Origin of the sequence: Paenibacillus cisolokensis, assembly GCF_018403665.1 — a bacterium.
Taxonomy (GTDB): domain Bacteria; phylum Bacillota; class Bacilli; order Paenibacillales; family Paenibacillaceae; genus Paenibacillus_AH; species Paenibacillus_AH cisolokensis.
The window spans coordinates 1-26880 of the sequence record NZ_BOVJ01000160.1 but is presented as its reverse complement, the minus strand read 5'-3'; the positions used below and the strand labels follow the sequence as shown (position 1 = coordinate 26880).

The window sequence follows — 26880 nt, the reverse complement described above, 5'->3', positions numbered from 1 at the left end:
AGATGCTTATTTACCACTATTGACGATTGTTCCCGATTCTAGTCGCGCCCCTCCGGCTATTGGCCTGTCGCGCCGAGCGGGCGGGCGCCGGTCTGGCGCTTAGTCCAGCTCCGCCCGCAGTTCCAGCAGCGCGTCGCGAAGCTCGGCGGCCCGTTCGAACTGCAGCGATTTGGCCGCCTCCTTCATTTCCGCCTCCAGCCGCTGAATGAGCGACAGCTTCTCCTTCTTCGACATCTTCGAAACGCCGGATTCCGTCAAGTAATCGGATTTCTGCTCCGCAACCCGCGTCGCTTCGATGACGTCATGCACTTTTTGCGGATCGTCTGCGGCGTAATGCCATGCTTCTCGTTGTAAGCGAGCTGGATCGAGCGCCGGCGCTCCGTCTCCTTGATCGCCTTGTCCATGGAGTCGGTGATCCTGTCGGCATACATGATGACCCGGCCTTCCGCATTTCGCGCAGCCCGGCCGATCGTTTGAATAAGCGAACGCTCGGCGCGCAAAAATCCTTCCTTGTCGGCGTCCAGTATGGCGACAAGCGACACTTCCGGCAAGTCGAGTCCTTCCCGCAGCAGGTTGATGCCGACCAGCACATGGAACGTTCCGAGCCGCAAATCCCGCAAAATCGCCATCCGTTCCAGCGTCTTGATGTCGGAATGCAAATAACGGACCTTGATGCCGACTTCCTTCAAATAATCGGTCAAGTCCTCGGCCATCTTCTTCGTCAGCGTCGTCACGAGAACCCGCTCGTCCTTGGCGATCCGGTCGCGGATTTCGCCGAGCAAATCGTCGATCTGTCCTTTGGTCGGACGAACTTCGATCACCGGGTCGACAAGGCCGGTAGGCCGTATAATTTGCTCGACCATCGTGGGGCAATGCTCCAGCTCGTAGGGACCCGGCGTAGCCGAAACATAGATGATCTGGGTAATCTTCTGCTCGAATTCCTCGAACCGGAGGGGGCGGTTGTCAAGCGCGGACGGCAGGCGGAAGCCGTGCTCGACGAGCACCTCTTTCCGCGCGCGGTCGCCGTTGTACATCGCCCGGATTTGCGGCAGCGTCACATGGGACTCGTCAATGACGAACAGCATGTCGTCCGGGAAGTAATCGAGCAGCGTGTAGGGAGTGGCGCCCCTTTCCCGGAACGTCAGCGGTCCCGAGTAGTTCTCGATCCCGGAGCAGAATCCCATCTCCTGCATCATTTCGATGTCGTACCGCGTCCGCTGCTCCAGACGCTGCGCCTCCAGCAGCTTGCCCTGCCCCCGGAGTTCCGCCAGACGTTCTTCCAGTTCCCGTTCGATATTGATCAGCGCCTTTTTCATCGTATCCTCGTGAGTGACGAAGTGGGATGCCGGGAAGATGGCGACATGATCGCGCTCGCCGATGATTTCGCCCGTCAGCACGTCGATTTCGGTAATCCGTTCGATTTCGTCGCCGAACAGCTCCACGCGAATAGCCCGTTCGTTGTTCGCAACGGGAAAAATTTCGATTATATCTCCGCGCACCCGAAACGTGCCGCGCACGAAATTGATGTCGTTGCGCTGATATTGGATATCGACCAGCTTGTGCAGAATGGCGTCGCGCGGCTTCTCCATTCCGGTTCGCAGCGACAGGACGAGGTTCTTGTATTCCATCGGCGAACCGAGACCGTAGATGCACGATACGCTCGCCACGATGATGACGTCTCGCCGCTCGAACAGCGCACTCGTCGCCGAGTGTCGAAGCTTGTCGATCTCGTCGTTAATGCTCGAATCCTTCTCGATGTACGTGTCGGATGAAGGAATGTAAGCCTCCGGTTGATAATAGTCGTAATAGCTGACGAAATATTCAACCGCATTGTTCGGAAAAACGCCTTGAATTCGCTGCACAGTTGGGCCGCCAGCGTCTTGTTGTGCGCAATGACGAGCGTCGGCCGGTTCAGCCGGGCGATCGTATTGGCTATCGTATACGTCTTGCCGGTTCCGGTCGCGCCGAGCAGCGTTTGGTGCTTCACGCCGTTTCGGACGCCCTCGACCAATTTGCGTATCGCTTCCGGCTGGTCGCCCTGCGGCTCGTAATCCGACACCAGCTCGAACTTCCTGGACATGAGCGTTACGTCGTTCACCGTTCTTCACCCCATCTTTCCGTATTTGCCGCAATATCATATCTAAAAGCTATGCTGCGTTAGATCGAGATTCCGTTCCAGTTGACGGAAAACCGTCCAAAATAAGAATATGTGTTCCTATTATACAGATAAACGTTCCTGCGTGCAATCGGTGGATGCTGGATGAAACGGCGAAGCTGCCGCTTTCGCCAAGCGGCAGCTTCGTGCTTCCCTTTATTCCACAGCCTTAAGACGGTATATCTTGCTGCCGAAATCGCTGCGGAACAACGGCTTCGGCAATCCGGCGAACATCAGTTCATCGCCGCCATAAATTTGGTCCGTATCGACCAGCCGGTAGTTCCGGTCCGGGTCCAATCCTTTCAGCCTGAAACGTCCGAGCGGCGGATGCGCCTCATTCAATACGGTGACGAATACGACAAAAGCCTCGCGTTTGTCCTTCGATACCATCATCCATGCCGCATCGTTGCCTTCGAACGGGCTGAGCAGCCGGTAGAAATCGCCGAACTGGACGAGGTGCCGGATCTCCTTGTACAGCGCCACCTGGCGCGCCACCTCGATTTTCTCCTCTTCCGTAAACCGCGTCAGGTCCAGCTCGTAGCCGAAGTTGCCCGACATCGCCACATTTCCCCGGGTCGCAAGCGGCGTTATGCGCCCCACCTGATGGTTCGGCACCGCCGAAACATGCGCGCCCATCGAGCTGATCGGATAAACGATGCTCGTCCCGTACTGGATGCGCAGCCGCGCGATCGCGTCGGTATTGTCGCTTGTCCACGTCTGCGGCATATAGTACAACATGCCCGGATCGAAACGGCCGCCGCCGCCGGAGCAGCTTTCGAACAGGATATGCGGGAACGCCGACGTAATCCGCTCCAGCACCTCATACAAACCGAGCATGTAGCGGTGCGCCGTCTCCCGCTGTCGGTGCGGCGGTAGCAGGGCGGAGCCGATCTCCGTCATGTTCCGGTTCATATCCCATTTGACATACGTGATCGGCGCGCTCTCCAGAATGCCCCCGATCGTTTGAACCAGATAGTCCCGCACATCCTGACGGCTCAAATCCAGCACAAGCTGATTCCGGCCGGTTGTGCGATGCCGTCCCTCGACATGAAGACACCAATCCGGATGGGCCCTGTACAGCTCGCTTTCCGGCGAAATCATTTCCGGCTCGAACCAGAGGCCGAACTGCATGCCCAGCTCCTTTACCCGCCGGACAAGATCCTCAAGGCCGAGCGGCAGCTTCTTTCGGTCTACGAACCAGTCGCCGAGCGAAGTCGTATCGTCGTCGCGCTTGCCGAACCATCCGTCGTCGAGCACGAACAGCTCGATGCCGAGTTCCTTGCCCTGCCGGGCGATCGCTTCGATTTTGTCGGCGTCGAAATCGAAGTATGTCGCTTCCCAATTGTTCACGAGTATCGGACGTGCTTCGTCGCGGAACCGCCCTCTGCACAGGCGCGACCGGTACAAGTCGTGATAGATGCGCGACATGCCGCCGAGCCCTTCGGCGGAGTAAACGAGAACCGCTTCCGGCGTCTGGAAGCTCTCTCCCGCATCCAAATGCCAGGAAAAATCGAACGGATTGATTCCCATGAACATGCGGGCCGTCCGGAACTGGTCGACTTCCACGCCGGCCAGAAAATTGCCGCTATATACGAAGCTGGCGCCGTACACGTCGCCGTAATCCTCTGTCGCGCCTTCCGCGAGCAAGGCGATAAACGGATTTTGCATATGGCTGCTGGAGCCCCGTCTGCTCTCGATCGCCTGCAAGCCGGGACGGAGACGGCTGCGGAACAAATCCCGCTCCCGCGCCCAGGAGCCGGACAGCTGCAGCAAGTCGAACCGGTCGTGCGCAAAGTCGAGGCTCATGCTGAGCGCGCGGAGCAGCTTCAGCGGTTCGGTGCCGCCGTTCGTCAAGCGTACGGAGCGGGTGATGGCGTCCAGCTCTTCAAACACGCTGTAGCTGAGATCGACGGTCAGACCGGTTCGTTCGTCCCGCAGCGTCAACACCAGTGTCTGCACGGCATCGCCATCCTCCGCATAGGTGGCGGGCAGGCCGGGGAGCTCGGGCTTTCCGTCGATGATGCGGTGCGTAACATAGCGCAAATCCGAGACGGTAGAGCCGTCCGGCAATTGAACCTGGAACGCGGGCATGCGGAAGTCCGAGTTGCCGTACCCCGGATATTCGTGCGGCAGCGTATCGAACGACAACCGCCGATCGGCCGGATCGGGAGTCGGGCTGAACGACGCCCGTTCCTTCAGCTCGAGCAGCGCATCCAGATTGCGGCCGCGTACGCGCCTTCCCCAATACAAATGTGACGGATATTTCGAATGAACTAATAGAAATGCGTAGCTGGTGCGGCAGGTTTGCAAATGAAACAGCTGCTTGTCCATATCGTAAAAATCGGCATCGCGTTCAATCGACCTCCTGCTTCAATGTTGCGGTAAAGCCGCATTCATTGTGACATATTCGTCTCGGAAATGGTATGGACACTTTTATGCAGGATATGGACAAATGTAGTCAAGGTTCGGCTCCATACCGGAGGGGAGAAGTTCATTCGTTAACAAGAGGCAGAGGACCTCGTTCGTGCAAGGTCCCCTTGGAAAAATTTGGATTCAAGGATGAATGAGCCGTCCGCCGACAGTCTGCCACCCCCACAGCAGCAGCGGTTACGGCAGCGGCGGCGCGGCCGTCTCCCGCCGTTTCGCATCCCGGCGGCGGCGCAGCAGGCCGAGCGCGGAGACGGCTCCCGGCTCCACATAATAGCCGGCCTGGTCGTCCGGAGCCAAGATGACGCCCAATTGATGATGGTCGCCGGCATAGCGGGCGCGCTGCACAAACTTTTGCTGGCCGTCGCGGTTCAGCACTTCCAGCTTCGCGTAAGCCGATTGCAAATGGAGCGCCCGGTACAGATCGTCGCGCGTCCTGACGCTCATACCGTTCACCTTCAGCAGCACTTCGCCCGACATCAGGCCCATCGCTTCCGCCGGCGTCCCCGGAACGACACCCAGTATGCGAAGACCTTCCGGCGGATGGACATACAGCGGCGCGGCCGTCGACTCCTGCAGCCGCCCGGCCCAAATGAGCGCTTCATGGAGCAAAAGCGCAAACAGCGCCGCAATCGGGACAAGCGGCGCCCATGCGATAGCGGCGGCAGCGACGGCTCCGAGCCCGATGCTGTATAGCAGCAGTCCCCTATAGATCCGTCCGGCTTTACGTTCCGGCAGCATGGTGCGGGTCAACTCGCTGAAGCCGACCAAAGTCGGCAGCGCCAGCAGCGTCCAGCCGTACCCGCCGCCATCGCCGGCGAGCGGCATCCACGGCAGCTCCGCACCGGGTATGCCGGAGGCTGCCGGCACGAGCAGAAACAGCGGCACCGGCCAATAGCCTTGCAAAGCGTAAGCGCCTACCAGCTTACCCCGCTTCCCCAGCAGAAACAGCGGGGTCGACAGCCGGTCCCCCTGTACGCGTACCAACAGCGCTTCGGCCAAATGAAGCAGCGCCACGAGGAGCAGCAGGCCGGCAATATCCAATTGCGCCAATGAATCCGCCATCCGTCCGATCCAGCCGCCGCTGTCCGGCAGACCGAGCGCGACGACAGCAGGCTGCAGCAAGCCGAGCGCGCCGGCCGCATAGGCGAAGCACAGAAACCGCACGCGCAGCAGGGCGAGCAGCACCGATATTCCCCACAGCCACAGTACCGCATCGGGCGTAAGCCTGAAGCCGACAAATATGCCGACAACGGACAGGGCCAGACCGACGATCCACCCCGCCGCAACGGCGCGAACGAGCTGACCTTGCCAATGAAGCAGCTTGACGCCAAACAACTGTCGCTCCTGGCGAATTTGCCGCAAATATTGCATGACAATCAATAATATCGCGATATAGTAAAGGGTTGGAACAAGATGCCCAGCAACGCATCCCGGACGATTCGCAACCAATCCGTCTCCAATGAAGTCCCCCCTGTTCTTGAAATTGAGCCGCCTTCGCAGCCGCAAACTCCGGAAGCGTCGCTTCTGACGGCACGCGATTTGAAAAGGCTGACCCTGACAACCAGAGCCAGCCTTAACCCCTTTCGACGTCACAACATGTAAATCCTGCCTGATAAGGTCTTCGTAACGAACGGCCGCGGTTATCGCCCGATCCGTTCCGCGACAACCTCGACAGCCCGTTGCAGCTGCGTGTCGTAGCGCTCGTCCCGTATCCGCTCGATTACTTTCAATTCAAGCGCGGTCGCGGTCCGATCGTCGACTTGCCCGGTTGCCGGAAGGCCGGAATCCCGCTGGAACCGGATGACCGCCTCCTCCGTTTCATCGCTGAAATAGCCGTCCTTCCGTCCCGGCTCATAACCGGTCCCGTCAAGCATCACTTGCAAGCTCCTGACGTTCTGGCCGATCGCTTCCTTCTTCAAAACGGCGGAACGCGACAATCTCGGCACCGTATATATCGCCGGCGGCTTCGCTTCGACATCCGGCTTGATGCCTTTCTCGTGAATCCAGTTTCCCTTGGGAGTCAGCCACTTGGCGACCGTCATCTTGATCAGACTTCCGTCACCGGTCACCTTGTCGTAGCTCACCTGAACCGTACCTTTGCCGAACGTCGTTTCGCCGACAATAACCGCGCCTCCGGCTTCGCCGAGCGCGCCTGCCAGCACTTCGGATGCGCTCGCGCTTCCTTTGTTCACCAGCACGGCTACCGGATACGGCTTGCCGCTTCCTTTCGACACCGTCATCTCCCGCTTGCCGCTCCGGTCTTCCACCATGACGATCGGCTTGCCTTCCGGCACGAACGGCTGCGCGACGGAAACGACGACCGGCAATACGCCGCCGGGATTGTTGCGCACGTCGATCACGAGCCCTTTCATCCCCCGGCTTTCCAGACTTTCCAGTTCTTCGGCGAAACGTTCGCCGGTATGGAGCGAAAACTGGCGGATCTCGATGACGCCGATGCCGTCCGGACGCAGCTTGGCGAAGACGGTCTCGACATCGATTTCATCCCGCACAAGCTCCAGCTCGATCGGCTGCGGCACCCCATCCCGCATAATTTGCAGCTTGGCTTTCGTTCCTTTCGGGCCGCGGATTTTGGCAACAGCATCGCTAAGCTGCACGCCGGCAAGCTTCTCGCCGTTGACCGACACGATAACGTCCTTTGCCAATAGCCCCGCCTTCTCGGCCGGCGAGCCTTTAATCGCCGATACGATGACCACCTTGCCGTTCTCCATCGTCACTTCCGCACCGATTCCGGTAAAAGACCCAACGACTTCCTCGGAAAAATGCTTTGCCGTATCTTTCTCCATATATACGGAGTACGGATCGTCCAGCGCGCCCATCATCCCGTTGATCGCCCCGTCCACGAGCTTGTTCCGGTCGACGTCCCGGTAAAATTTGCTTTCGATCAGCGATACGACGGCATTAAGCTTATTCATTTCCTCGCCGCTCAATCCTGACTGCCCCGCTTGCACGGCCGGCGCCGTGCCGGATTGAAGCGCTGCGGACGGAATACCGTACAACCCTTCGGTTACCGTCAGCGTCACCAGCACCGATGCGACCATCGTCAGCAAGACGAACGCCGCGACGGTGCGTCCTTTGAACTGCACAAGCTTCACCACCTTCGATATGACCGGACTTGAGACTTTCCTAGTATATGACAAGCCGCAGCCATTTATTTGCAGGCGGTGCCGGACCGATTGTTCCGAGACGCAGAAGGCGGCTCCTTACTGTAAATAGGGGGTGGGATTGACCGGCTCTTCATTGATCCGCACTTCAAAATGCAAATGCGGACCCGTCGCAGTGCCCGTCATGCCGACTTCGGCAATTTTCTGCCCGCGCTTGACCGAATCGCCCTGCTGAACTTCGATTCCGCCGTTGCGGATATGCGCATACAGCGTCCACATCCCGCCGCCGTGATCGATAATGACCGTGTTGCCGTAACCGCTCATCTTCTGGGCGACGATGACCGTCCCCGACTCGGCCGCATAAATGCTCGTCCCTTCGGGCGCCGCCAAATCGATCCCCGCATGGTGTTTGCGCTGGCCGGTAACCGGATGAATTCTGGTACCGAAATCCGAACTGAGCCGGTACCCTGAAGCGATCGGGACGGCGAGCGCCCCGCCCCCCAGCGACTTGACCGCAGCGGAGCCGGAATTTTGGGCCGCACGCGCCGCTCTTGCCGCCGCTTCGCGCGCCCGACGCTCTTCCTCCTCGCGTCGGCGAATATCTTTCTTCTCTTCCTCCAGCTCCGACACCTGACGAGCCAGCTTGATCAGCTGCTCCTCCTGCTCCTTGCTGAATTCGCTCAGGTTGTCGATCTTTTGGCTGTAAGTGGCCAGCAGCACTTGACGCTGTTCCTCTTTATCCGCGAGCAGCATCTGATAGTCTTTGAGCTTGCCGTACAAATTTTCGACATTGGCAAGCTGCACTTCCATTTCGGCTTTCTTCTGAACGATCAACTCCCGGTCTCTTTTATGTTCGTCCAGAATTTCCCGGTCTTGCGACAAAATCGACTTCAGCGCATCGAATCGGTCGACAAAATCGCTGAAGCTTGTCGAACTGAGCAGAACGTCCATATAGGACACGAAACCGTTCATATACATGAGGCGCATCCGGGATTGCAGCAGCTCGTCGCGCAGCTTCACCCGTTTTCCGCTTCCTCGAGCTCTTGGCCCGTCTTATACAGTGCCGCCTCCGCTTCGATCAGCTGGTCCTGGACGGCGCTCATCCGCGAATCGACCTTGTCGATCTCCAGCATCAGATTTTGCAGGCTGGCTTCCGTATCGTCCTTGCGGTGGATGAGCGTTTGCATGTACCCTTCCCATTTGTTCTTGCTGGTGGAAATCGCGTTCATATCGTTTCGGATCTTTTCCAGTTGCTTGTCGATCTTCTCGATCTGCGATGAAGCCTGGCTGTCCGCCGGCTGCAGCATGATGACCGCCAGTACGGCGACCGCCAGAAAGGCAAGCCTTCTTCTCACTCCATGACCACCTACACTTTCAGATACTTTCGCACCGACAAGGTGCTTCCCCAAATACCGAGCAGCGTGCCAAGACCGATGAGCAGCAAAGCGACCTTCCAGCCGGCATCCTCGAACGAGACAAGCTTGATCATCATCAGCCCCAGCTCCATCTGCGACGCCTGAACCAGCTTCGCATAGCCGCTCAGCAAAATAACCGTCGTCAGCACCGAACCGCAAATGCCGATCAGCGCTCCCTCGATAAAAAACGGCCAGCGAATAAACGAATTCGTCGCGCCGACCAGCTTCATAATGCCGATTTCCCGGCGTCTTGCGACGATCGTCATCTTGATCGTGTTGGAAATCAGAAACATGGCCGTTACGCCCAGCCCCAGCACGATGACAAGACCGATATTGCGGATCGCGTTCGTAATTTTGAACAGCGTCTCAACCGTCCCTTGTCCGTACCTGACGCTCATGATCGGTTGCGTGTTATCTTCCTTGTTGAGCGCCTCGATCTTCTCGGCCGCGTAGGCGATCGATTGGGGATCGAGCACCTCGACGGTGAATGAATCGGGGAGCGGATTGCTTTCCTTGTCGTAGCCTTCCAGCAGGTCGCTGTTCTCCTCGCCCAAATTTTTGCGCAGCAGCTCGAGACCTTCTTCCTTGGAGACGAATACGACATTTTTCACTTCGGGCAGCTTCCTGATTTTGTTCTCCAATTCGTCCCGCTTGGCCTGATCGACATCCAGCTGCAAAATACGCGAATTTCTACCCGGCTTTCGATCTGATCGGCAAGACTGTTGACATTCATCGTCAAAAGCAGAAAAACCCCGAGGATGAACAGCGAAATGACGATCGAGCTCATCGAGGCAAACGACATCCACCCGTTGCGGACGACATTTTTCGCCCCTTCCCGGAAATGGCGCAGAAGGGTTCTAAGTTTCATACCCGTACTCCCCTCTTACCTCATCCCGTGCGATGATGCCGTTTTCGATCGCGATGACGCGCTTGCGGGCCGAATTGACGATTTCCCTGTTGTGGGTCGCCATGACGATCGTCGAACCGCGAAAGTTGATTTCCTCGAGCAAGCCCATAATTTCCCATGATGTGTCGGGGTCCAGATTGCCGGTCGGTTCGTCCGCCACGATGACGGTCGGATTGTTGACGATCGCGCGGGCGATCGCTACGCGCTGCTGCTCACCCCCGGACAACTGAGCCGGCAAGCTGGCATGCTTGTCCTTCAAGCCGACAAGTTCAAGCACCTCCATCGTCCGTTTGCGCATAATGCGGCGCGGCGCTTCGATAACTTCCATCGCAAACGCGACATTCTCGTAAACGGTCAGCTTGGGCAGCAGGCGGAAATCCTGAAAAATGACGCCGATATTGCGGCGCACGTACGGAATTTTCCGGGGCTTGAGCTTTCCGATATTAAAGCCGTTGACGGATATTTGTCCTTTGGTCGGCACTTCCTCGCGGTAGATCAGCTTCATAAACGTGGATTTTCCGGCTCCCGACGGCCCGACGAGATATACGAATTCGTTGCGGTCTATACGAACGGATACGCCGCGAAGCGCGTGCGTACCATCGGGGTAAGTCTTCCAGATGTCCTGCATCTCAATCACAATATCACATCCTGTAAAATATCAGCATAATTGATTTCGACAGCAACAGATGAAATCCTCTTGTGATTAAAGGATTTTCACATATTTCGTTTCGTTCCGCGAAGGAACGCGCGCATTCGACGAATAAATCGCGCCCTTCGGACGGCAGACGGTCGCGCTTGGCGGGGCTTGGGCCGTCTTGTGTCGAAACGCCGCGATTCCATTCCGCCTGTCAGCCCTTCTTCCGCCTGACAGCCGGCCGTTTTTAAGCTTCTTCCCGGCAAGCCGGTCACATATATTGGTGAAAGACCGACGACGACTCTTGCGGGGTGATCGCTTGTTGAAGCAACTGCATGTGCTGTGGATCGTTTTGTTTTCCCTGCTGCTGCTTGCCGCCGCCGGTTGGGGAGGACTCGCGCTGTACGCCGATCAGCCGGTGCTGCCGGCAAATACGACGGTGGGCGAGCTGAACATCGGCGGCAGGCCGATCGACGACGCACTCGCGGCGCTGCATGCGCTTCAGAAGGCGGCGGAGGAGGAATGGCAGGGCGAAATCGCCGTTGAGGATGAAGAAGCGAAGCGTTGGACGATCAAGGAGCTCAAACTGGCCGCCGAGCTTGAGACGGTACGGACGGCGCTGCTGCGGCTCAGGGAAGGAAGCGTCTGGGAGCGCGCAAAATACCGTTACCGGTTTCCGCGCTCGTTCGACCTGTCATTCAGTTTCCGGCGGGATTTGTTCGAGAAATCGTTTAAAGGCGAATGGGGATGGACGGCGAAAAGCGAGGAAACGGCGACGCCGGCAAAAGCCGGAGCCCAAACGCCCGAAAAACACGAAGTCCCTTCGAAGGGCGAATAAACGAAAGAAAAAAGCCGCGCTCTCCCAACGCAAGTCGTTCGAAGAATGCGGCTTTTCGAGCCGGGCGCCAGTCGCCTATAAGACGAATAATTGGCGGGTTATCCGCGATTCGTTAGATTCCCACACATCGCTAGCGGGTTACCAGCGGCAGCGTTCCGGGGCGCTCGTGGCGGCCCATGCGACCGTTGCGCCAGGCGGACATGATGGCACAGTCATGTCACCTGTGCGGGCCAGATGTCAGCGGCTGTCACGGGTCCGTTCGGCGACCCAGGCGGCCGTCTGTTCAAGCTCCTTCTCGGCGCGGCCGATCGCGTCGGCCACTTGCGTTCTGGCGGTTCCGCCATAGACGTTGCGGGCGTCGACGACCCGCTCCGGCTGCAGCACGCTGTAAATGCGGTCGTCGAACAGCTCGGAAAATTGCTTGAACTCGTCCAACGTCAAGTCGAGCAAATATTTGTTGTGCTGAATGCAGTACAGCACCGTCTTGCCGATCACTTCGTGCGCCTGGCGGAACGGCATTCCTTTGCCGACGAGGAAGTCGGCGATGTCCGTCGCGTTCGAGAAGTCCTGATTGACGGCCTGGCGCATCCGCTCCTTGTTCACTTTCATCGTTTCGATCATCGGCGCGAACAGCTGCAGCGCCCCCTGCAGCGTGCGGACCGTATCGAACATGCCTTCCTTGTCTTCCTGCATATCCTTGTTGTAAGCGAGCGGCAGCGACTTGAGCACCGTCAACAGTCCCATCAGATGGCCGTATACGCGGCCCGTCTTGCCCCGCACCAGCTCCGGCACGTCCGGATTTTTCTTCTGCGGCATAATGCTGCTGCCGGTACAGAAGGCGTCGTCGAGCTCGATAAACCGGAACTCCGTGCTCGACCAGAGCACCAGCTCCTCCGACAGTCGGGACAGATGCATCATAATGATCGACGCGGCGGACAGAAATTCAAGGATGAAATCGCGGTCGCTGACGGCGTCCAGACTGTTCTCGTATATCCGTTCGAAGCCGAGCTGCTGCGCCACGTAATGGCGATCGATCGGGAACGTCGTTCCCGCCAATGCGCCTGCGCCGAGCGGCAGCGTATTGATCCGCTTGTAGCTGTCCTGCAGGCGCTCGATGTCTCTGCCGAACATCGACACATATGCCATCAGATGATGCGCGAACAAAATCGGCTGCGCCCGCTGCAAATGCGTGTAACCGGGCACGATCGTATCCAGATTGCGCTTCGCCTGTCCGATCAGCGCCGACTGCAGCTTCTGCAGCAAATCGACGAATTCGACGACCCGCTTGCGCAAATAAAGATGCATATCCGTCGCCACCTGATCGTTCCGGCTGCGGCCGGTATGCAGCTTGCCGCCGACCGGGCCGATATCTTCGATCAGCGTCTTCTCGATATTCATATGGATGTCTTCGTCCGCCACGGAAAACTCGATCTCGCCGCGGCGGATTCGCTGGAGCGTCCGGTGCAGCCCTTCCTTGATCTTTTCGACATCTTCCTGCGGCAGTATCCCCTGCTTGCCGAGCATGGAGACGTGCGCCAGACTCCCCTGTATATCCTCTTCGGCCAATTCCTTGTCGAACATAATGGAGGCCGTATATTCTTCCACCAGCTGGTCGGTTTTTTTCGTAAACCGGCCGCCCCACAGCTTGCTCACGTTTTCTTTCACTCCTTCATCCCCGCTGAACAGTCTGTCCGCCCTGTCCGCGACAAGGCGAAGGCGCACAAAGCATCGAACGGGAAAAATGGTCGCCTTGGCGCCAAGGAGCCCCGGCTCGGTTCGCCGGGGCCTGATTTCAGACGGTGAATTACCGATTCTTGCTTTGCTCGACTCCGGCCGACACTTTCAGCCGGAGCGCATGGAGCCGGATAAAGCCGGTCGCGTCGCCTTGATCGTAAGCCTTCGAAGGATCGGCCTCCATCGTGGCGATATCGGGATTGTACAGGCTGACCGGACTTTTGACGCCCGCGCCGATCACGTTGCCTTTATACAGCTTGAGGCGAACGACGCCCGTCACGTTCTTCTGGCTCTCGGTTACGAGCGCCTGCAGCGCCAGACGCTCCGGCGCAAACCAGAATCCGTTGTACACGAGCTGGCTGTATTTCGCAATCAGCGAGTCGCGCAAGTGCATGACCTCGCGATCCATCGTGAGCGACTCCATTTTGCGGTGAGCGACAAATAGAATGGTGCCGCCGGGCGTCTCGTATACGCCGCGGCTCTTCATGCCGACGAAGCGGTTCTCCACCATATCGACGCGGCCGATGCCGTGTTTGCCGCCCAGCTCGTTCAGCTTCTCCATGACGCCGAGCGGATGGAGCCGCTCGCCGTTGACCGCCACGCAGTTCCCTTTCTCGAACTCGAGTTCCACATACTCCGGCTGGTCAGGCGCATCCTCCGGCGATACGCTCAAAATATACATGTCCTTGTTGGATTCGGCGCTGGCATCGAACCATGGGTCCTCCAGCAGGCCGCTCTCGAAGCTGATGTGCAGCAGGTTGCGGTCCATCGAGTAGGGCTTCGCCGCGGTTGCCTGAACGGGAATGCCATGCTTCTCGGCATAAGCGATCATCTCCGCGCGTCCCGGGAATTGCTCGCGGAACGCCTCGATGCGCCACGGCGCGATAACGGCAATATCCGGCGCCAGAGCGGCGGCGGCCAATTCGAAACGCACCTGGTCGTTGCCTTTGCCGGTTGCGCCGTGCGCGATCGCCGTCGCTCCCTCGGCGCGGGCGATCTCCACCATCCGCTTCGCAATCAGCGGGCGGGCGATCGAGGTGCCGAGCAAATATTGCCCTTCATAAAGAGCTCCCGCCTGAAACATCGGAAAGATGAAGTCCCGTGCGAACTCTTCGCGCAGATCGTCGATATACACCTTGGAAGCGCCGGTCGCGAGCGCCTTCTCCTCAAGCCCTTCCAGCTCTTCCTTCTGTCCGATGTCAGCGGTAAACGCGATAATTTCCGCGTCGTACGTTTCCTTCAGCCATTTCAGAATGACCGACGTATCCAGACCGCCCGAATAGGCCAGCACAATTTTGTCTTTCGCCATAAGCTCTTTCTCCTCCGTCTTACATGATCGCGGCCATGATCGCCTTCTGCGCATGCAGCCGGTTCTCCGCCTGATCGAAAATAATGGAATTCGGCCCGTCGATAACGCTCTCGCTGACTTCCTCCCCGCGGTGCGCCGGCAAGCAGTGCATGAACAGATAATCTTTCTTCGCGTACCGGACAAGCTCGTCGTTTACCTGATAGTTCGCAAAAGCGATCTCGCGTTCCTTCTGCTCCGCCTCGAAGCCCATGCTCGCCCATACGTCGGTATAGACGATATCCGCGTCGGCGATCGCCTCTTTCGGGTCGCGGCAGACATGGATATGGGCGCCGGTAGCGGCGGCGTTCTCCCGCGCTTGCTGAATGATGGATTCGTCCGGCTCGTAGCCTTCGGGCGTCGCCACCGACATATGCACGCCAAGCTTGGCCGCGCCCATCAGCAGCGAATGCACCATATTGTTGCCGTCGCCGATATAGGCCATTTTCAGCCCTTCCAGCCTTCCTTTATGCTCCAGAATCGTCTGGTAATCCGCCAGCGCCTGGCATGGATGCGACTGGTCGCTCAAGCCGTTGATGACCGGAATCGTCGCCGCGCGCGCCAGCTCGATCACCGTCCGGTGCGCATAGGTGCGGATCATGATGCCGTCCAGATAGCGCGACAGCGTCTGCGCCGTATCGCCGATCGTCTCGCCGCGGCCGATCTGCAGGTCGTTGCGGCTCAGGAACAGCGCCTGACCGCCCAACTGGTACATGCCGACCTCGAACGAAACACGGGTGCGGGTCGACGATTTCTCGAAAATCATGCCGAGCGTTTTGCCTTTCAGCAGATGATGGGGTTCGCCGGCCTTCTGTTTGCGCTTCAGTTCGATAGCCTTATCGATCAGATACCGTATCTCTTCCGGCCGGTAATCGGCCAAGGCCAGAAAATCGCGTCCTTTCAGGCTGGCCGCAATGTCATCCTTCACCAAATCTTGCATATTGCGCAATTCCCTCCTTCGGCTGGGGATTCTTCTCGTAATATTCTCCGAAAACACCTTTTATACTTGAGCCGTCCTGCCGGCAAACAGGTTCGCCAGAATGCCGACCGCCTGATCGATCTCCTCGCGCGTTACGAGCAGGTTCGGCAGCAGACGCAACACATTCGGTCCCGCCGTCACAACGAGCAGCCCCTGTGTCTGCGCCTCCCTCACCAATTCGGCTACCGGCTGTACGCAGTCGATGCCGACAATCAGCCCCATGCCGCGGATCTCCTTCACAAGCGGATGACCGGCCAGTTTCTCCCGCAGCCGCTCCATCAGATAGCTTCCCATCTCCGCGGCGCGCTCCGGCACGCGCTCCTCCACCATCGTCTCCACCGTCGCCTTGACGGCGGCGGAGGCAAGCGGCGTGCCGCCGAACGTCGACGCGTGGCTGCCGGGCGGGAACGCTTCGCGCAGCTTCTCCTTGGCCAGCATGGCCCCGACCGGGAAGCCGCTGCCAAGACCTTTGGCCACGGTGAAAATATCCGGCTCGATCCCGTAGTGCTCATGCGCGAACAGCTTGCCGGTCCGTCCCATGCCGGTCTGCACCTCGTCGAGAATGAGCAGCAGACCGCGCTTGTCACACAGCTCCCGCACAGCGCGCATAAACGCCGGATCGACAGGATGGATGCCGCCTTCGGCAAGCACCGGCTCCAGCATGACGGCGGCCGTCTTGTCGCTCACCGCCGCTTCCAGGCCGGCCATGTCGTGCAGCTCCACATACTTGAAACCGTCCGGCAGCGGCAGGAAGCCGTCCTTGACCTTGTCCTGCCCCGTCGCCGTCAACGTCGCCAAAGTACGGCCGTGGAACGATTGAACAAACGTCACGATTTCATAACGCCCGTTGCCCAGCACCTTCTGATGGTACCTTCTCGCCAGTTTGATGGCCGCCTCGTTCGCTTCCGCCCCCGAATTGCAGAAAAATACGGCATCGGCGCACGTATGGTCCGTCAGCGCCTTGGCCGCTTCCTCCTGCTTCGGAATGCGGAACAGGTTCGACACATGCCACAGCTGGTCCAACTGGTCGATCAGCGCCCGCTTGATCTTGTCCGGGGCGTGACCCAGGTTGGCGACCGCCAGGCCGCTCATGAAATCCAGATATTTGTTGCCTTGATCGTCCCATACCCAGCTTCCCTTTCCTTTGACAAGGGCGATCGGAAAGCGGGCGTATGTCGGAAACAGCGACTGTTCGCTCATATTCCGTTCCACCTTTCTCCTCAGACTTCAGTCTGCACGATGCGCGTACCGACGCCGCCTTCGAGAACCGCGCGGCGCAGAACGCCGGGGTCGCCGCCTTTGACGATGACGACTTCGCGCACCCGTCCCTGTATGCATTGAATGGCGGCGCGCACTTTCGGGATCATCCCGCCATAGATTTCACCGTTCTCGATCATCGCCTCGATATCCGCCACGGTGACGGACGGCAGCACCCGCTGCTCGCCGTCCACCGTCTTCAGAATGCCGGGCACATCCGTGACGACTATCATCCGTTCCACGCCGAGATGCGAGGCGACGGCTCCCGCTGCGGTATCCGCATTGATATTGTAGCGCTGCCCGGTATCATCGATGCCGATCGGCGCGATGACCGGAATATAACCCATTGCCATGATCCCTTCAACAATGGCCGCGTTCACGTCCGTCACGTCACCGACGAAGCCGATCTCCGCGCTGTTCGCAACCGGGCGGGCGCCGATCAGCTTGCCGTCCACGCCCGACAGGCCAAGCGCCCTGGCGCCGCTTTGCTGGATGCGGCGCACAATTTCCTTGTTGATGCGTCCGGCCAGCACCATCTCCACAACATCCAGCACGGCATCACTCGTCTTGCGCAAACCGTTCACAAACTCCGTCTCGATGCCGAGCTTTGCCAACGTTTCCGATATGGCCGGGCCGCCTCCGTGCACGATAACCGGGCGGACGCCCGACTGCTGCAAGTCCCTTAGCTCCGCAAAGAATGAGTCCGGCAAGGCGGCCAATGTGCTGCCGCCGCATTTCATCACAAACCGTTGTTCCATCTGACCGTTTCCCCTTTTCTTCCCGCGCGCCGATCAGGTGCGGTAAGCGGCGTTAATGCGCACGTAATCGTACGTCAGATCGCAGCCCCAAGCGATCGCCTCGCCCGCGCCCATGTTCAGATTGACGGCGATGACGATCGTGTCGCCCTTCAAGTACGCGAGCGCCGCCTCCTCGTCGAACGGAATCGGACGCGACCGTTCGAGCGTGACAATATCGCCGATCCGAATATCGACCGCATCGGGATCGATCGGCACGCCCGCGCGTCCCGCCGCCGCGATAATCCGGCCCCAGTTGGCGTCCGCACCGAATACGGCCGACTTGACAAGCGACGAGCCGACGATCGTCTTCGCGACGGCCCGCGCCGCGGCCTCGTCCGCCGCGCCGCTTACCCGCACCTCGATCAGCTTGGTCGCGCCTTCGCCGTCGCGGGCGATCGCCTTCGCCAACGTTTCGCAAATAAAACGGAACGCTGCGGCGAATTGCGCCCACTGCGGGTGGTCCTCCGTCAGCTCGCGGTTGCCCGCCAGGCCGCTGGCCATCGCCACAAGCATATCGTTCGTGCTCGTATCGCCGTCGACCGTAATCATGTTGAAGGTCCGATCCGTCGTCGTCCGCAGCAGGCGCTGCAGCGCTTCGGAACCGATCGCCGCATCCGTCGTGACGAAGCCGAGCATCGTCGCCATATTCGGATGAATCATGCCGGAGCCTTTGGCCGCGCCGGCCACATGGACGGTCCGGCCGTCGATTTCCAGCTTGACGCATCCTGTCTTCTCGACCAGGTCCGTCGTCAGTATCGCTTGTGAGAAGGCGTCCGCACCGGCACGGTCGGCCGACAGCGCAGCCGGAAGCTTCGCGATGCCGTCCAGCACGCGGTCCATCCGAAGCGGTTCCCCGATGACGCCGGTGGACGCCACCGCGACATCGCCGGCCGCCAGTCCCGCGGCTGCGGCGAACGAAGCTCGCATCTGGAACGCATCCTCTTCTCCCCGCTTGCCGGTACAAGCATTGGCATTGCCGCTATTGACAAGCACGGCGCGTAGGCGCCCGTCCCCGAGGCTGTCGCGCGTAACCTTGAGCGGCGCCGCCTGAACGAGATTCGTCGTATAGACGGCGGCCGCGTTCGCCGGCACTTCGCACACGACCGCGCCAAGATCGTGTCGGGGCGTCTTCTTCAATCCGCAGTGCAGTCCTCCGGCCCTGAATCCTTGCGGTGTTGTAATCGAACCGTCCGGCACGACGGTATACGGTGCAGTCCCCTGTACCATCTGAATCGTTTCTCCTTCGCCATGAATATAGACGTGCCGCGCTCGGCCGGCAAACTTCCGGACCGCCGCCGCTTCGATCGGCCTTGTATCTTACGGATAGGCCGGAATAAAATTCAGGCCGAGCGTTTCGTCCCAGCCCATGGACAGGTTCAGGTTCTGAATGGCCTGACCGGCCGCTCCCTTGACCAGATTGTCGATCACCGAAACGATCGTCACTCTGCCGGTCCGTTCGTCGACCGCGAACCCGATATCGCAATAATTCGAGCCCCATACTTCCTTCGTCGCCGGCAGGACGCCTTCCGGACGGACCCGGACGAAGCGCCGCCCCTCGTAATAACGGCGGTACAGCTCGATGAAATCTGCGGTCTTCAGCCCTTCCCGTACCGTCGCGTACATCGTGCTCATAATACCGCGCGTCATCGGCACAAGATGCGTCGTAAAGGTCGTCACGACCGGACGGCCGGCCGTATCGGACAGCACCTGCTCGATTTCCGGAATATGCTGATGCTTGTTCACTTTATAAGCTTTGAAGTTTTCGTTCAGTTCCGAATAATGAGTGCCGAGACTCGCGCCGCGCCCGGCTCCGGATACGCCCGACTTGGCATCGATAATAATTGTCGCCGGGTCGATATAGCCTTCGGCTACCGCTGGCAGCAGACCGAGCAGCGTCGCCGTCGGATAACAGCCCGGATTGGAAATGAGACGGGCTCCCCGCACCCTGTCTCCGTAAATTTCGGCCAGGCCGTATACCGCTTCGGCCAAATACCGCGCGTCGGCCGGCTCCTTCTTGTACCATTCGCGGTAAACCTCCGCCGAGCGAAGCCGGTAATCGCCGGACAAATCGATAACGTTCAAACCCTTCTCCAGCAGTTCCGGCGCCAGCTTTGCCGCTACGCCCGCCGGCGTAGCCGTAAACACGACGTCGGCCTTGGCCCGGATCGCCGCCGCGTCGACGCCGTCCAGCGTGTCGGCGCGAATGTCGGTCAAATGCGGATAGCCCTCCGCAATCGAGGAGCCGGCGCTGGACGACGATACGACCGACGTCACTTCGGCGTTCGGATGCGACGCCAACAGACGAATCAGCTCGACGCCTCCGTAGCCGGTCGAGCCGATAATCGCCACCTTCACCTTGGAACTCATGGGTCCGTCTCTCCTATCTTATATTCCTAACTATCTAATTGTACATGATCCGAATGACAGTGGAAATACCCGCCGGTTTTCGTATTATTATACACTCGGATTAATATAAATACAATGCTCGAATGCCTGGGAAATCAAAAAGAGTTCCGCACCTGTCGATCGAATCGATCAAGTGTCGGAACTCTTTGTCCGGCCGTTTGTTCCGGTTGCCGCCGTATAGCGCGGCGCCTATTCCTTCCGGATCTGGCTGCGCAAGTAAGCGTCGATGAACAGGTCCAGATCGCCGTCCATCACCGCGCCGACGTTGCCCGTTTCCACGGAGGTCCGATGATCCTTCACCATGCTGTACGGATGGAACACATAAGAGCGGATCTGGCTTCCCCAGGCAATGTCCTGCTGCTCTCCGCGAATTTCCGCCAGCTCGCGCTGCTGCTCCTCGATCTTCCGCTCGTACAGCTTGGAACGCAGCATGTTCATGGCCCGTTCCCGGTTTTGAATCTGGGAACGCTCCGTCTGGCAGGCCACAACGATGCCCGTCGGAATATGCGTAATCCGGATCGCCGACTCCGTCTTGTTGACGTGCTGGCCGCCCGCGCCGCTGGAACGGTACGTATCGATTTTCAGGTCTTCGGGACGAATCTCGATCTCGATGCTGTCGTCGATTTCCGGCACGACGTCGCAGGATACGAACGAGGTATGACGGCGTCCGGAAGCATCGAACGGGGAAATCCGCACCAGCCGATGCACGCCCTTCTCCGCTTTCAGATAACCGTAGGCGTTGTACCCTTTAATCAGAAGGGAGACGCTCTTGATGCCGGCCTCGTCGCCCGGAAGATAGTCGAGCACTTCGACCTTGAAGCCCCGCTTCTCCGCCCAGCGCGTATACATTCGGTAGAGCATCTGGGCCCAGTCCTGGGATTCGGTGCCGCCCGCGCCGGGATGCAGCTCCAGGATGGCGTTGAGCTTGTCGTACGGCTGGTTGAGCAGCAGCTGCAGCTCGAATTCGCCGACCTTCCGGACAAGCTCCGCAACGCCTTGCGCAAGCTCCTCCTCCAGCGATTCGTCGCCTTCCTCTTCCGCCAGCTCCAGCATCGCCTGCAGGTCCTCCTGTTCGGCGACCAGCTTCTCGTATTGCTCGACGACGGACTTGATGCCGTTCAGCTCGGAAATCAAGCTCTGCGCCCGCTCGTTGTCGTCCCAAAAATCGGGCGCGGACATTTTTACTTCATAGTTCGCGATCATTTCACGCTTCAGATCTAAGTCAAAGAGACCCCCTGAGATCTTGGAGCCGCTTAGCCATTTCGCGCAAATCTTGCTTTACCGCAACGTCGATCATAGCTTTGCTTCACCTCAAATTTGTAGTTGCCCGGCTGACTTGCCGATTTACTTCCCGTGGCAAAATTTATATTTCTTGCCGCTGCCGCATGGGCACGGATCGTTGCGCCCGATACGCTCTTCGCGCTTCACCGGACGCTTCTGCTTCGGTTCGCTGCTGCCGCCGGATTCCGTCTGCCCCTTGGCGACCTCCTGACGCTCCAGATTGTGCTCGACATGGGCTTTCATGATATACTTCGCGACTTCTTCCTGGATATGCGCAATCATCTCCTGGAACATTTCGAAGCCTTCAATCTGGTACTCCCGCAGCGGATCGGTGCCGCCGTATGCGCGCAGATGAATGCCCTGACGCAGCTGGTCCATGGCGTCGATATGGTCCATCCATTTGCTGTCGACCGCCCGAAGCACGACAACCTTCTCGAATTCCCGCATCGTCTCCGGTCCGATCTCCTGCTCGCGGCGATCGTACAGCTCGACGACCTTGTCGTAGAGATAGTCGACGATCTCGTCCTTCTCTTTGCCCCACAGGTCGTCCTTCGTCAAGGTTCCCTCCTGGAGGAAGGTGGCATGGGCGTAATCGACGATGGCCTGCAAATCCCACTCTTCGGGAATATCCTCTGCCGTATGCGCTTCGACGATCCGCTCGATAACCGGCTTGATCATCTCCAGCACGATCTCGCGAATGTTGTCCGAACCGAGCACTTCGCGGCGCTGCTTGTAAATGATCTCCCGCTGCTGGTTCATGACGTCGTCATATTGCAGGACGATTTTCCGCGTATCGAAGTTGCTGCCCTCTACCCGCTTCTGCGCCGATTCGATCGCCCGGGTAATGAGCTTGCTCTCGATCGGCTCGTCTTCGCTGAAACCGAGCCGATCCATCATCCCCATAATATTCTCGGAACCGAAGCGGCGCATCAGTTCGTCTTCCAGCGACAAATAAAATTGCGAGGAGCCGGGGTCGCCCTGACGTCCCGCCCGGCCGCGCAGCTGGTTGTCGATCCGGCGGCTCTCATGCCGTTCCGTCCCGATAATATGCAAGCCGCCAAGCTCGGCTACGCCTTCTCCGAGCAAAATATCCGTACCGCGGCCGGCCATATTCGTCGCAATCGTGACGGCGCCGGGTTGTCCGGCCCGCGAAATGATTTCCGCTTCTTCGGCATGATACTTCGCGTTCAGCACTTTGTGGGGAATACCGCGCCGCTTCAGCATTTCCGAGAGCTTCTCGGAGTTCTCGATCGAGACGGTGCCGACCAGAACGGGCTGATTGTTCTGATGGCGCCGGACGATTTCCTCCACGACCGCCTTGAACTTGCCCTGCTCCGTCTTATAGACAACATCCGGCAAGTCCTGGCGGATCATCTGGCGGTTCGTCGGAATTTGCACGACATCCAGCCCGTAAATTTTCTTGAACTCTTCTTCCTCGGTTTTGGCCGTACCGGTCATCCCCGCCAGCTTGCGGTACATCCGGAAGTAGTTCTGGAAGGTAATCGTCGCCAGCGTCATGCTTTCGTTCTGGACTTTGAGGCCTTCCTTCGCCTCGATCGCCTGATGGAGACCGTCGCTGTAACGGCGGCCGGACATGAGGCGGCCGGTAAATTCGTCGACGATGACGACTTCGTCGTTCTGCACGACATAATCGACGTCGCGTTTCATAATGGCATGCGCCTTCAGCGCCTGCTGGATATGATGGTTTAACAGGACGTGAGCGTGGTCGAACAGATTGTCGATACCGAACGCCCGCTCCGCTTTCTCCACGCCGGCTTCCGTCAGCACCGCATTGCGCAGCTTGACATCGATCGTATAGTCTTCTTCCGGCTTCAGACGGCTCACGAACCGGTCTGCCGCATAATACAGCTCCGTCGACTTGGCGGCTTGTCCGGAAATGATGAGCGGCGTCCGCGCTTCGTCGATGAGAATGGAATCCACTTCGTCAATGATGGCGTAATAAAGCGGCCGCTGGACCATTTGCTCCTTGTAAAGCACCATGTTGTCGCGGAGGTAATCGAAACCGAATTCATTGTTCGTACCGTACGTAATATCGCATGCGTATGCCCGCTGCTTCTCCTCGTGCGAAAGTCCGTGCAGGTTGCAGCCGACCGTCAGTCCGAGAAACTCGTACAGCTTGCCCATCTGCTGGCTGTCACGCTGGGCAAGGTAGTCGTTAACCGTTACGACGTGGACGCCTTTGCCGAGCAGCGCATTCAGATAGACGGGGAGCGTCGCCACCAGCGTCTTGCCCTCGCCGGTTTTCATTTCGGCAATTTTGCCGTCGTGAAGAACCATCCCGCCGATCAGCTGCACGTCAAAATGGCGCATGCCCAGTGCGCGCTTCGACCCTTCGCGCACGGTCGCGAATGCTTCGGGGAGCAATTCGTCAAGCGTTTCGCCTTTTTCGATACGGGATTTGAACTCCTCGGTTTTCGCCCGCAGCGCGTCGTCGGAAAGCGCCGCGAACGTCGGCTCCATCGCGTTGATCTTCTCCACGGTCTTCATGAGCCGTTTGACCTCGCGCTCGTTGGCATCGCCGAATATCTTCTTTACAAGTCCGAGCATGGTCTTCCCCTTTCGTCAAACACGTTTAGTTTAAATTGTAACAGTTTGCTATCTTTGCCGCAACGAGAGGCGGCTGTTTTCCAGTATAAGACGGGAGACGGCCGCGAAAGGTTGCCGGCCTGCGAAACAAGTAAAGCCCCTTCTCCGAAAGGGAGAAAGGGCGCAATCTCTATTCGCGGGTACATCAGGTTAGAGGTAAGTATCAGCCTTGTTCAATCAATCCGTATGTGCCATCGTTTCGCTTATAGACGACATTGACTTCCTGCGTATCGATGTTGGAAAACACGAAGAAATTATGTCCGACCAAATTCATCTGAAGTATCGCTTCTTCGACGTCCATCGGTTTGAGCGTGAACCGCTTGGTCCGGACAACCTTGAGATCGTCCTCCTCCTCCTCGTCTACAACTCGGACAGCCGAACCTTCCTCCCGGAAAGACGTCCGGATGCTGCCTCCGTCCTGACGAAGTTTGCGGTTCAATTTCGTTTTATGCTTGCGGATCTGGCGTTCCAGTTTGTCCACCACGAGGTCGACCGAAGCATACATATCGTCGGATTTTTCTTCCGCTCTGAGCATAAGGCCCGGCAGCGGAATCGTCACTTCGACGGCGTGCTTGTTTCGGGTGACCGACATCGTGACGGTCGTTTCGGAGGTAATCGGTGCTTCAAAATACTTTTCCAGGCGGCTGAGCTTCTTCTCGACGTGTTCGCGCAATGCGTCCGTCACTTGAAGGTTTTGACCTCGAACAATGTATTTCATGGGGCACTCCTCCTTTACTTAACCTTATTATATCATATGCGAAAGCCCGATTCAAAAACATCGGCATATAATATGTGAATTTTCTGAAAATTATATTTCGGGCCTTGTATGGCCTGAAACCTGACAACCCTCCGATCGGTATGTGTCGTATGGCCGTACCTTTACAACGGAGGAGTGTGATTCATCCCATGAGATCGATAAAGCTTGTCTTCGGACTTCTGCTTGCCAGTGTCTGGCTGGCCGGCTGTTCCCTGCGGGAGAGCGTGGACCGTTCCGTCAATGATGTAAGCGAAGCGACCGCTTATATCGACAGCGCCGCCCGTTTCTCGGAGCGCGTATCGGCGCTGGCGGAGCAGACGCCTTTCGACGCGGCTTCACGGGAGGAACTGATCGGCGAATTCGAACGGATGAAACAGAACATCGAGTCGTTCCGCCAAATCGAAGCCCCCGCTTTTGCGGCGGACATGCACGCCCGGTTGGCGGAATACAACGAGGCGCTGATGCGCGAGGTGAACCTCTGGCTGGATCGGCTCGCATCCGGGACTGACGTGCGTTCGCTCCTTGATTCGCCCCTGCTGCAGACGGTCGACCAGATCACGCAGACGTTGGACCAGATCCGGCAGCTCGGACAGTAGGAGAAGCTTCTGCCGAAGTTCCTTCGGCGAACGAGCTAACCTCCTTCGACGAACGAGCTAACCCCCGATACGGAAGACGCAAACCTACAATCGCCCGTGAGGCGGTTTTCTTTTTTTCCAAAAATGGATATACAGGGTTGCAGCTTACGTAACGTCATGTTTTATAGTAAAAATACCGGTAAAATGTCTGGCGCCAGCAAAGGGGATGATCATGAGCAAGGAATGGAAAGTCGGAGAGCTTGCCGCTTTGACGGGATTGACGGTTCGTACCCTGCGTTATTATGACCAGATCGGGCTATTCTCGCCTTCCGGCCACACGAAATCCGGTCACAGGCTCTATACGGAATCCGACATCGCGCGATTGCAGCAAATTCTGTCTCTGAAGGAGCTGGGATTGCCGCTCGATCAGATTAAATCCGTGCTGGCCGGCGAAGCCCTGAGCCTTTTCGATCTCGTGTCCCTGCAAATCGTACGCCTGAAGGAAACGATAAGCGTCCAGCAAAAGCTGCTTCGGGAATTGGAACAGATCTCCGTCCTGATGCGGGGCAAAGACCGATTGACGGTGGAGGATTTCACCCAAATATTCCGTGCGATGAGAATGAGTCATGAACAATACTTTGCCGAGCGGCAAAAGAGCTGGAATACGCATCTCGACCGATTGGGCGATTATCTTGGCGGCAGACCGAACCGCCGTCACGAAGGAGGAAAACCGAATGAATGAACGATCCGTACAGCATTCTACCTTTGTCATCGAGCGCCAATACGAAGCTTCGCCCGAGCAAGTATTCGCCGCGTGGGCCGACCCTTCGGCCAAAGCGCAATGGTTTCCGAAAGCCGAAGTCTTCGAATTCCGGGTCGGCGGCCGGGAGTTCAACCACGGCGGCCCTCCGGGCGGCCCGATCTATACGTTCGACGCGCGCTATGAAGATATCGTGCCGGACAAGCGCATCGTCTACTCCTACGTCATGGATATGGACGAAAGACGGATATCGGCTTCTGTCGTAACCGTAGAATTTCAGCGGACCGAGACGGGAACGCGGCTTCTTTATACGGAGCAGGGCGCCTTCCTCGACGGCCTCGATGCGCCCGAGCAGCGCGAACACGGCACCAAAGCGTTATTGGACAAGCTCGGCGCCGTTCTATGACGCATGCCGCAAGTCCCCGGACGCCGCCAAAGCCCGGTGTCCGGGAGCGGGCCGGTGAAACCGCATGTCGGCGATCGATATGGAGATTCCCGGCAAAGACATCGCCTTCGCTACGGTCAAATCGACGTCAGACGCGCACCGGAAGCGTCCGGAAAATCAGCCGTATCACTCCAGCGCTTCCGGACACGGCGCGACCCGTAATCTTGTTCAACATGTTAAATCTTCATGGCATGAAAAGTTCCCCATGTTCCCCGGATTTCGGAACCTTATCCCATCAACGAAATCCGCCCCGGGCTTGAACGGCCGCACTTAATTTTGTTGAAAAACCACCGAAAGCCCAGCGACTTTTCACTTTCGCTTGATCCGGGACATTTGGTATCGATACGATGAACAATGCTGCAAAAGTGCAGCTTTTTCGGGCGTAAATGGTCAAAACGGGTCAAATTGCTGCGATAATCAGGCTGTTGGGAAACCC

At 58.3% G+C, this 26880-nt stretch carries 21 protein-coding genes and 2 pseudogenes; 4 read left to right on the top strand and 19 right to left on the bottom strand.

What is annotated here, in order from left to right:
* Positions 1 to 99 precede the first annotated feature (99 nt).
* From uvrB to ftsE, 8 genes and pseudogenes are all read right to left on the bottom strand, one after another.
* Positions 100 to 2080, bottom strand: a pseudogene (uvrB, locus tag PACILC2_RS20570) (excinuclease ABC subunit UvrB).
* A 231-nt stretch (positions 2081 to 2311) separates the two neighbouring features.
* Positions 2312 to 4486, bottom strand: a complete 2175-nt coding sequence (locus tag PACILC2_RS20565; protein WP_213530548.1) for an alpha-galactosidase — start codon at positions 4484 to 4486, stop codon at positions 2312 to 2314.
* 276 nt (positions 4487 to 4762) lie between these two features.
* A complete protein-coding gene (locus tag PACILC2_RS20560) occupies positions 4763 to 5920 on the bottom strand; it encodes a PDZ domain-containing protein (RefSeq protein WP_213530546.1) in 1158 nt (385 codons plus the stop codon).
* Between the two features lie 305 nt (positions 5921 to 6225).
* Positions 6226 to 7689 (bottom strand): S41 family peptidase, encoded by a 1464-nt coding sequence (locus tag PACILC2_RS20555; RefSeq protein ID WP_213530544.1) that lies wholly within the window; start codon positions 7687 to 7689, stop codon positions 6226 to 6228.
* 117 nt (positions 7690 to 7806) lie between these two features.
* A complete protein-coding gene (locus tag PACILC2_RS20550; protein WP_244863692.1) occupies positions 7807 to 8727 on the bottom strand; it encodes a M23 family metallopeptidase in 921 nt (306 codons plus the stop codon).
* Positions 8724 to 9062: a hypothetical protein gene (locus PACILC2_RS27360; protein ID WP_244863691.1), complete on the bottom strand. Its 339-nt coding sequence runs from the start codon at positions 9060 to 9062 to the stop codon at positions 8724 to 8726. Before PACILC2_RS27360 ends, PACILC2_RS20550 begins: the two co-directional genes overlap by 4 nt.
* Positions 9063 to 9073: 11 nt before the next feature.
* Positions 9074 to 9990: pseudogene (gene ftsX / locus PACILC2_RS20545) on the bottom strand (permease-like cell division protein FtsX).
* On the bottom strand, positions 9980 to 10666 hold the full coding sequence (gene ftsE / locus PACILC2_RS20540; protein WP_213530542.1) for a cell division ATP-binding protein FtsE: 687 nt from the start codon (positions 10664 to 10666) through the stop codon (positions 9980 to 9982). Before ftsE ends, ftsX begins: the two are co-directional and overlap by 11 nt.
* A 319-nt stretch (positions 10667 to 10985) precedes the next feature.
* Here ftsE and PACILC2_RS20535 point away from each other — a divergent pair, with 319 nt between their 5' ends.
* Positions 10986 to 11501 carry a hypothetical protein gene (locus tag PACILC2_RS20535; protein WP_213530540.1) on the top strand — a complete coding sequence of 172 codons (516 nt, stop codon included), beginning with the start codon at positions 10986 to 10988 and terminating at the stop codon, positions 11499 to 11501.
* Positions 11502 to 11738: 237 nt separating this feature from the next.
* Here PACILC2_RS20535 and argH read toward each other — a convergent pair whose 3' ends face one another.
* The 10 genes from argH to hpf all read right to left on the bottom strand — a co-directional run bounded on the left by argH (position 11739) and on the right by hpf (position 24625).
* Positions 11739 to 13154: an argininosuccinate lyase gene (gene argH, locus PACILC2_RS20530; RefSeq protein ID WP_062490403.1), complete on the bottom strand. Its 1416-nt coding sequence runs from the start codon at positions 13152 to 13154 to the stop codon at positions 11739 to 11741.
* 151 nt (positions 13155 to 13305) lie between these two features.
* Positions 13306 to 14544 (bottom strand): argininosuccinate synthase, encoded by a 1239-nt coding sequence (locus PACILC2_RS20525; RefSeq protein WP_062490401.1) that lies wholly within the window; start codon positions 14542 to 14544, stop codon positions 13306 to 13308.
* Positions 14545 to 14563: 19 nt separating this feature from the next.
* Positions 14564 to 15520, bottom strand: coding sequence for an ornithine carbamoyltransferase (gene argF, locus PACILC2_RS20520; RefSeq protein WP_062490394.1), 957 nt, complete (start codon positions 15518 to 15520; stop codon positions 14564 to 14566).
* 60 nt (positions 15521 to 15580) lie between these two features.
* Positions 15581 to 16759 carry an acetylornithine transaminase gene (gene argD, locus PACILC2_RS20515; protein WP_213530538.1) on the bottom strand — a complete coding sequence of 393 codons (1179 nt, stop codon included), beginning with the start codon at positions 16757 to 16759 and terminating at the stop codon, positions 15581 to 15583.
* Positions 16760 to 16779: 20 nt separating this feature from the next.
* Complete coding sequence (gene argB / locus PACILC2_RS20510) at positions 16780 to 17574, bottom strand: acetylglutamate kinase (protein ID WP_213530536.1); 795 nt, start codon at positions 17572 to 17574, stop codon at positions 16780 to 16782.
* A gap of 33 nt (positions 17575 to 17607) precedes the next feature.
* On the bottom strand, positions 17608 to 18840 hold the full coding sequence (argJ, locus tag PACILC2_RS20505) for a bifunctional glutamate N-acetyltransferase/amino-acid acetyltransferase ArgJ (RefSeq protein WP_213530534.1): 1233 nt from the start codon (positions 18838 to 18840) through the stop codon (positions 17608 to 17610).
* Positions 18841 to 18930: 90 nt separating this feature from the next.
* Positions 18931 to 19980: an N-acetyl-gamma-glutamyl-phosphate reductase gene (gene argC / locus PACILC2_RS20500; protein ID WP_062490379.1), complete on the bottom strand. Its 1050-nt coding sequence runs from the start codon at positions 19978 to 19980 to the stop codon at positions 18931 to 18933.
* A gap of 228 nt (positions 19981 to 20208) precedes the next feature.
* A protein-coding gene (gene prfB, locus PACILC2_RS20495; protein WP_145977134.1) for a peptide chain release factor 2 occupies positions 20209 to 21316 on the bottom strand; the annotation gives its coding sequence in 2 pieces (ribosomal slippage) (positions 20209 to 21243 and positions 21245 to 21316; 1107 coding nt in all).
* 47 nt (positions 21317 to 21363) lie between these two features.
* Positions 21364 to 23868: a preprotein translocase subunit SecA gene (secA, locus tag PACILC2_RS20490; protein WP_213530532.1), complete on the bottom strand. Its 2505-nt coding sequence runs from the start codon at positions 23866 to 23868 to the stop codon at positions 21364 to 21366.
* A 202-nt stretch (positions 23869 to 24070) separates the two neighbouring features.
* Complete coding sequence (gene hpf / locus PACILC2_RS20485) at positions 24071 to 24625, bottom strand: ribosome hibernation-promoting factor, HPF/YfiA family (protein WP_062490372.1); 555 nt, start codon at positions 24623 to 24625, stop codon at positions 24071 to 24073.
* 188 nt (positions 24626 to 24813) lie between these two features.
* Here hpf and PACILC2_RS20480 point away from each other — a divergent pair, with 188 nt between their 5' ends.
* The 3 genes from PACILC2_RS20480 to PACILC2_RS20470 all read left to right on the top strand — a co-directional run bounded on the left by PACILC2_RS20480 (position 24814) and on the right by PACILC2_RS20470 (position 26405).
* Positions 24814 to 25260 carry a DUF6376 family protein gene (locus PACILC2_RS20480; RefSeq protein WP_213530530.1) on the top strand — a complete coding sequence of 149 codons (447 nt, stop codon included), beginning with the start codon at positions 24814 to 24816 and terminating at the stop codon, positions 25258 to 25260.
* 211 nt (positions 25261 to 25471) lie between these two features.
* Positions 25472 to 25981 (top strand): MerR family transcriptional regulator, encoded by a 510-nt coding sequence (locus PACILC2_RS20475; protein WP_213530528.1) that lies wholly within the window; start codon positions 25472 to 25474, stop codon positions 25979 to 25981.
* A complete protein-coding gene (locus tag PACILC2_RS20470; RefSeq protein ID WP_213530526.1) occupies positions 25974 to 26405 on the top strand; it encodes an SRPBCC family protein in 432 nt (143 codons plus the stop codon). Before PACILC2_RS20475 ends, PACILC2_RS20470 begins: the two co-directional genes overlap by 8 nt.
* Positions 26406 to 26671: 266 nt before the next feature.
* On the opposite strand, the gene PACILC2_RS20465 is transcribed toward PACILC2_RS20470, so the two are convergent.
* The coding region (locus PACILC2_RS20465) for a hypothetical protein (RefSeq protein WP_213530524.1) at positions 26672 to 26880 on the bottom strand (209 nt) is incomplete at its 5' end.

Bases quoted from the DNA above. Each gene is read 5' to 3' on its own strand.
- PACILC2_RS20565 (WP_213530548.1), bottom strand. From the start codon at position 4,486: ATGGACAAGCAGCTGTTTCATTTGCAAACCTGCCGCACCAGCTACGCA.
- PACILC2_RS20525 (WP_062490401.1), bottom strand. From the start codon at position 14,544: ATGGCGAAAGACAAAATTGTGCTGGCCTATTCGGGCGGTCTGGATACG.
- argF (WP_062490394.1), bottom strand. From the start codon at position 15,520: ATGCAAGATTTGGTGAAGGATGACATTGCGGCCAGCCTGAAAGGACGC.
- argD (WP_213530538.1), bottom strand. From the start codon at position 16,759: ATGAGCGAACAGTCGCTGTTTCCGACATACGCCCGCTTTCCGATCGCC.
- argB (WP_213530536.1), bottom strand. From the start codon at position 17,574: ATGGAACAACGGTTTGTGATGAAATGCGGCGGCAGCACATTGGCCGCC.
- argJ (WP_213530534.1), bottom strand. From the start codon at position 18,840: ATGGTACAGGGGACTGCACCGTATACCGTCGTGCCGGACGGTTCGATT.
- argC (WP_062490379.1), bottom strand. From the start codon at position 19,980: ATGAGTTCCAAGGTGAAGGTGGCGATTATCGGCTCGACCGGCTACGGA.
- secA (WP_213530532.1), bottom strand. From the start codon at position 23,868: ATGCTCGGACTTGTAAAGAAGATATTCGGCGATGCCAACGAGCGCGAG.
- hpf (WP_062490372.1), bottom strand. From the start codon at position 24,625: ATGAAATACATTGTTCGAGGTCAAAACCTTCAAGTGACGGACGCATTG.
- PACILC2_RS20480 (WP_213530530.1), top strand. From the start codon at position 24,814: ATGAGATCGATAAAGCTTGTCTTCGGACTTCTGCTTGCCAGTGTCTGG.
- PACILC2_RS20475 (WP_213530528.1), top strand. From the start codon at position 25,472: ATGAGCAAGGAATGGAAAGTCGGAGAGCTTGCCGCTTTGACGGGATTG.
- PACILC2_RS20470 (WP_213530526.1), top strand. From the start codon at position 25,974: ATGAATGAACGATCCGTACAGCATTCTACCTTTGTCATCGAGCGCCAA.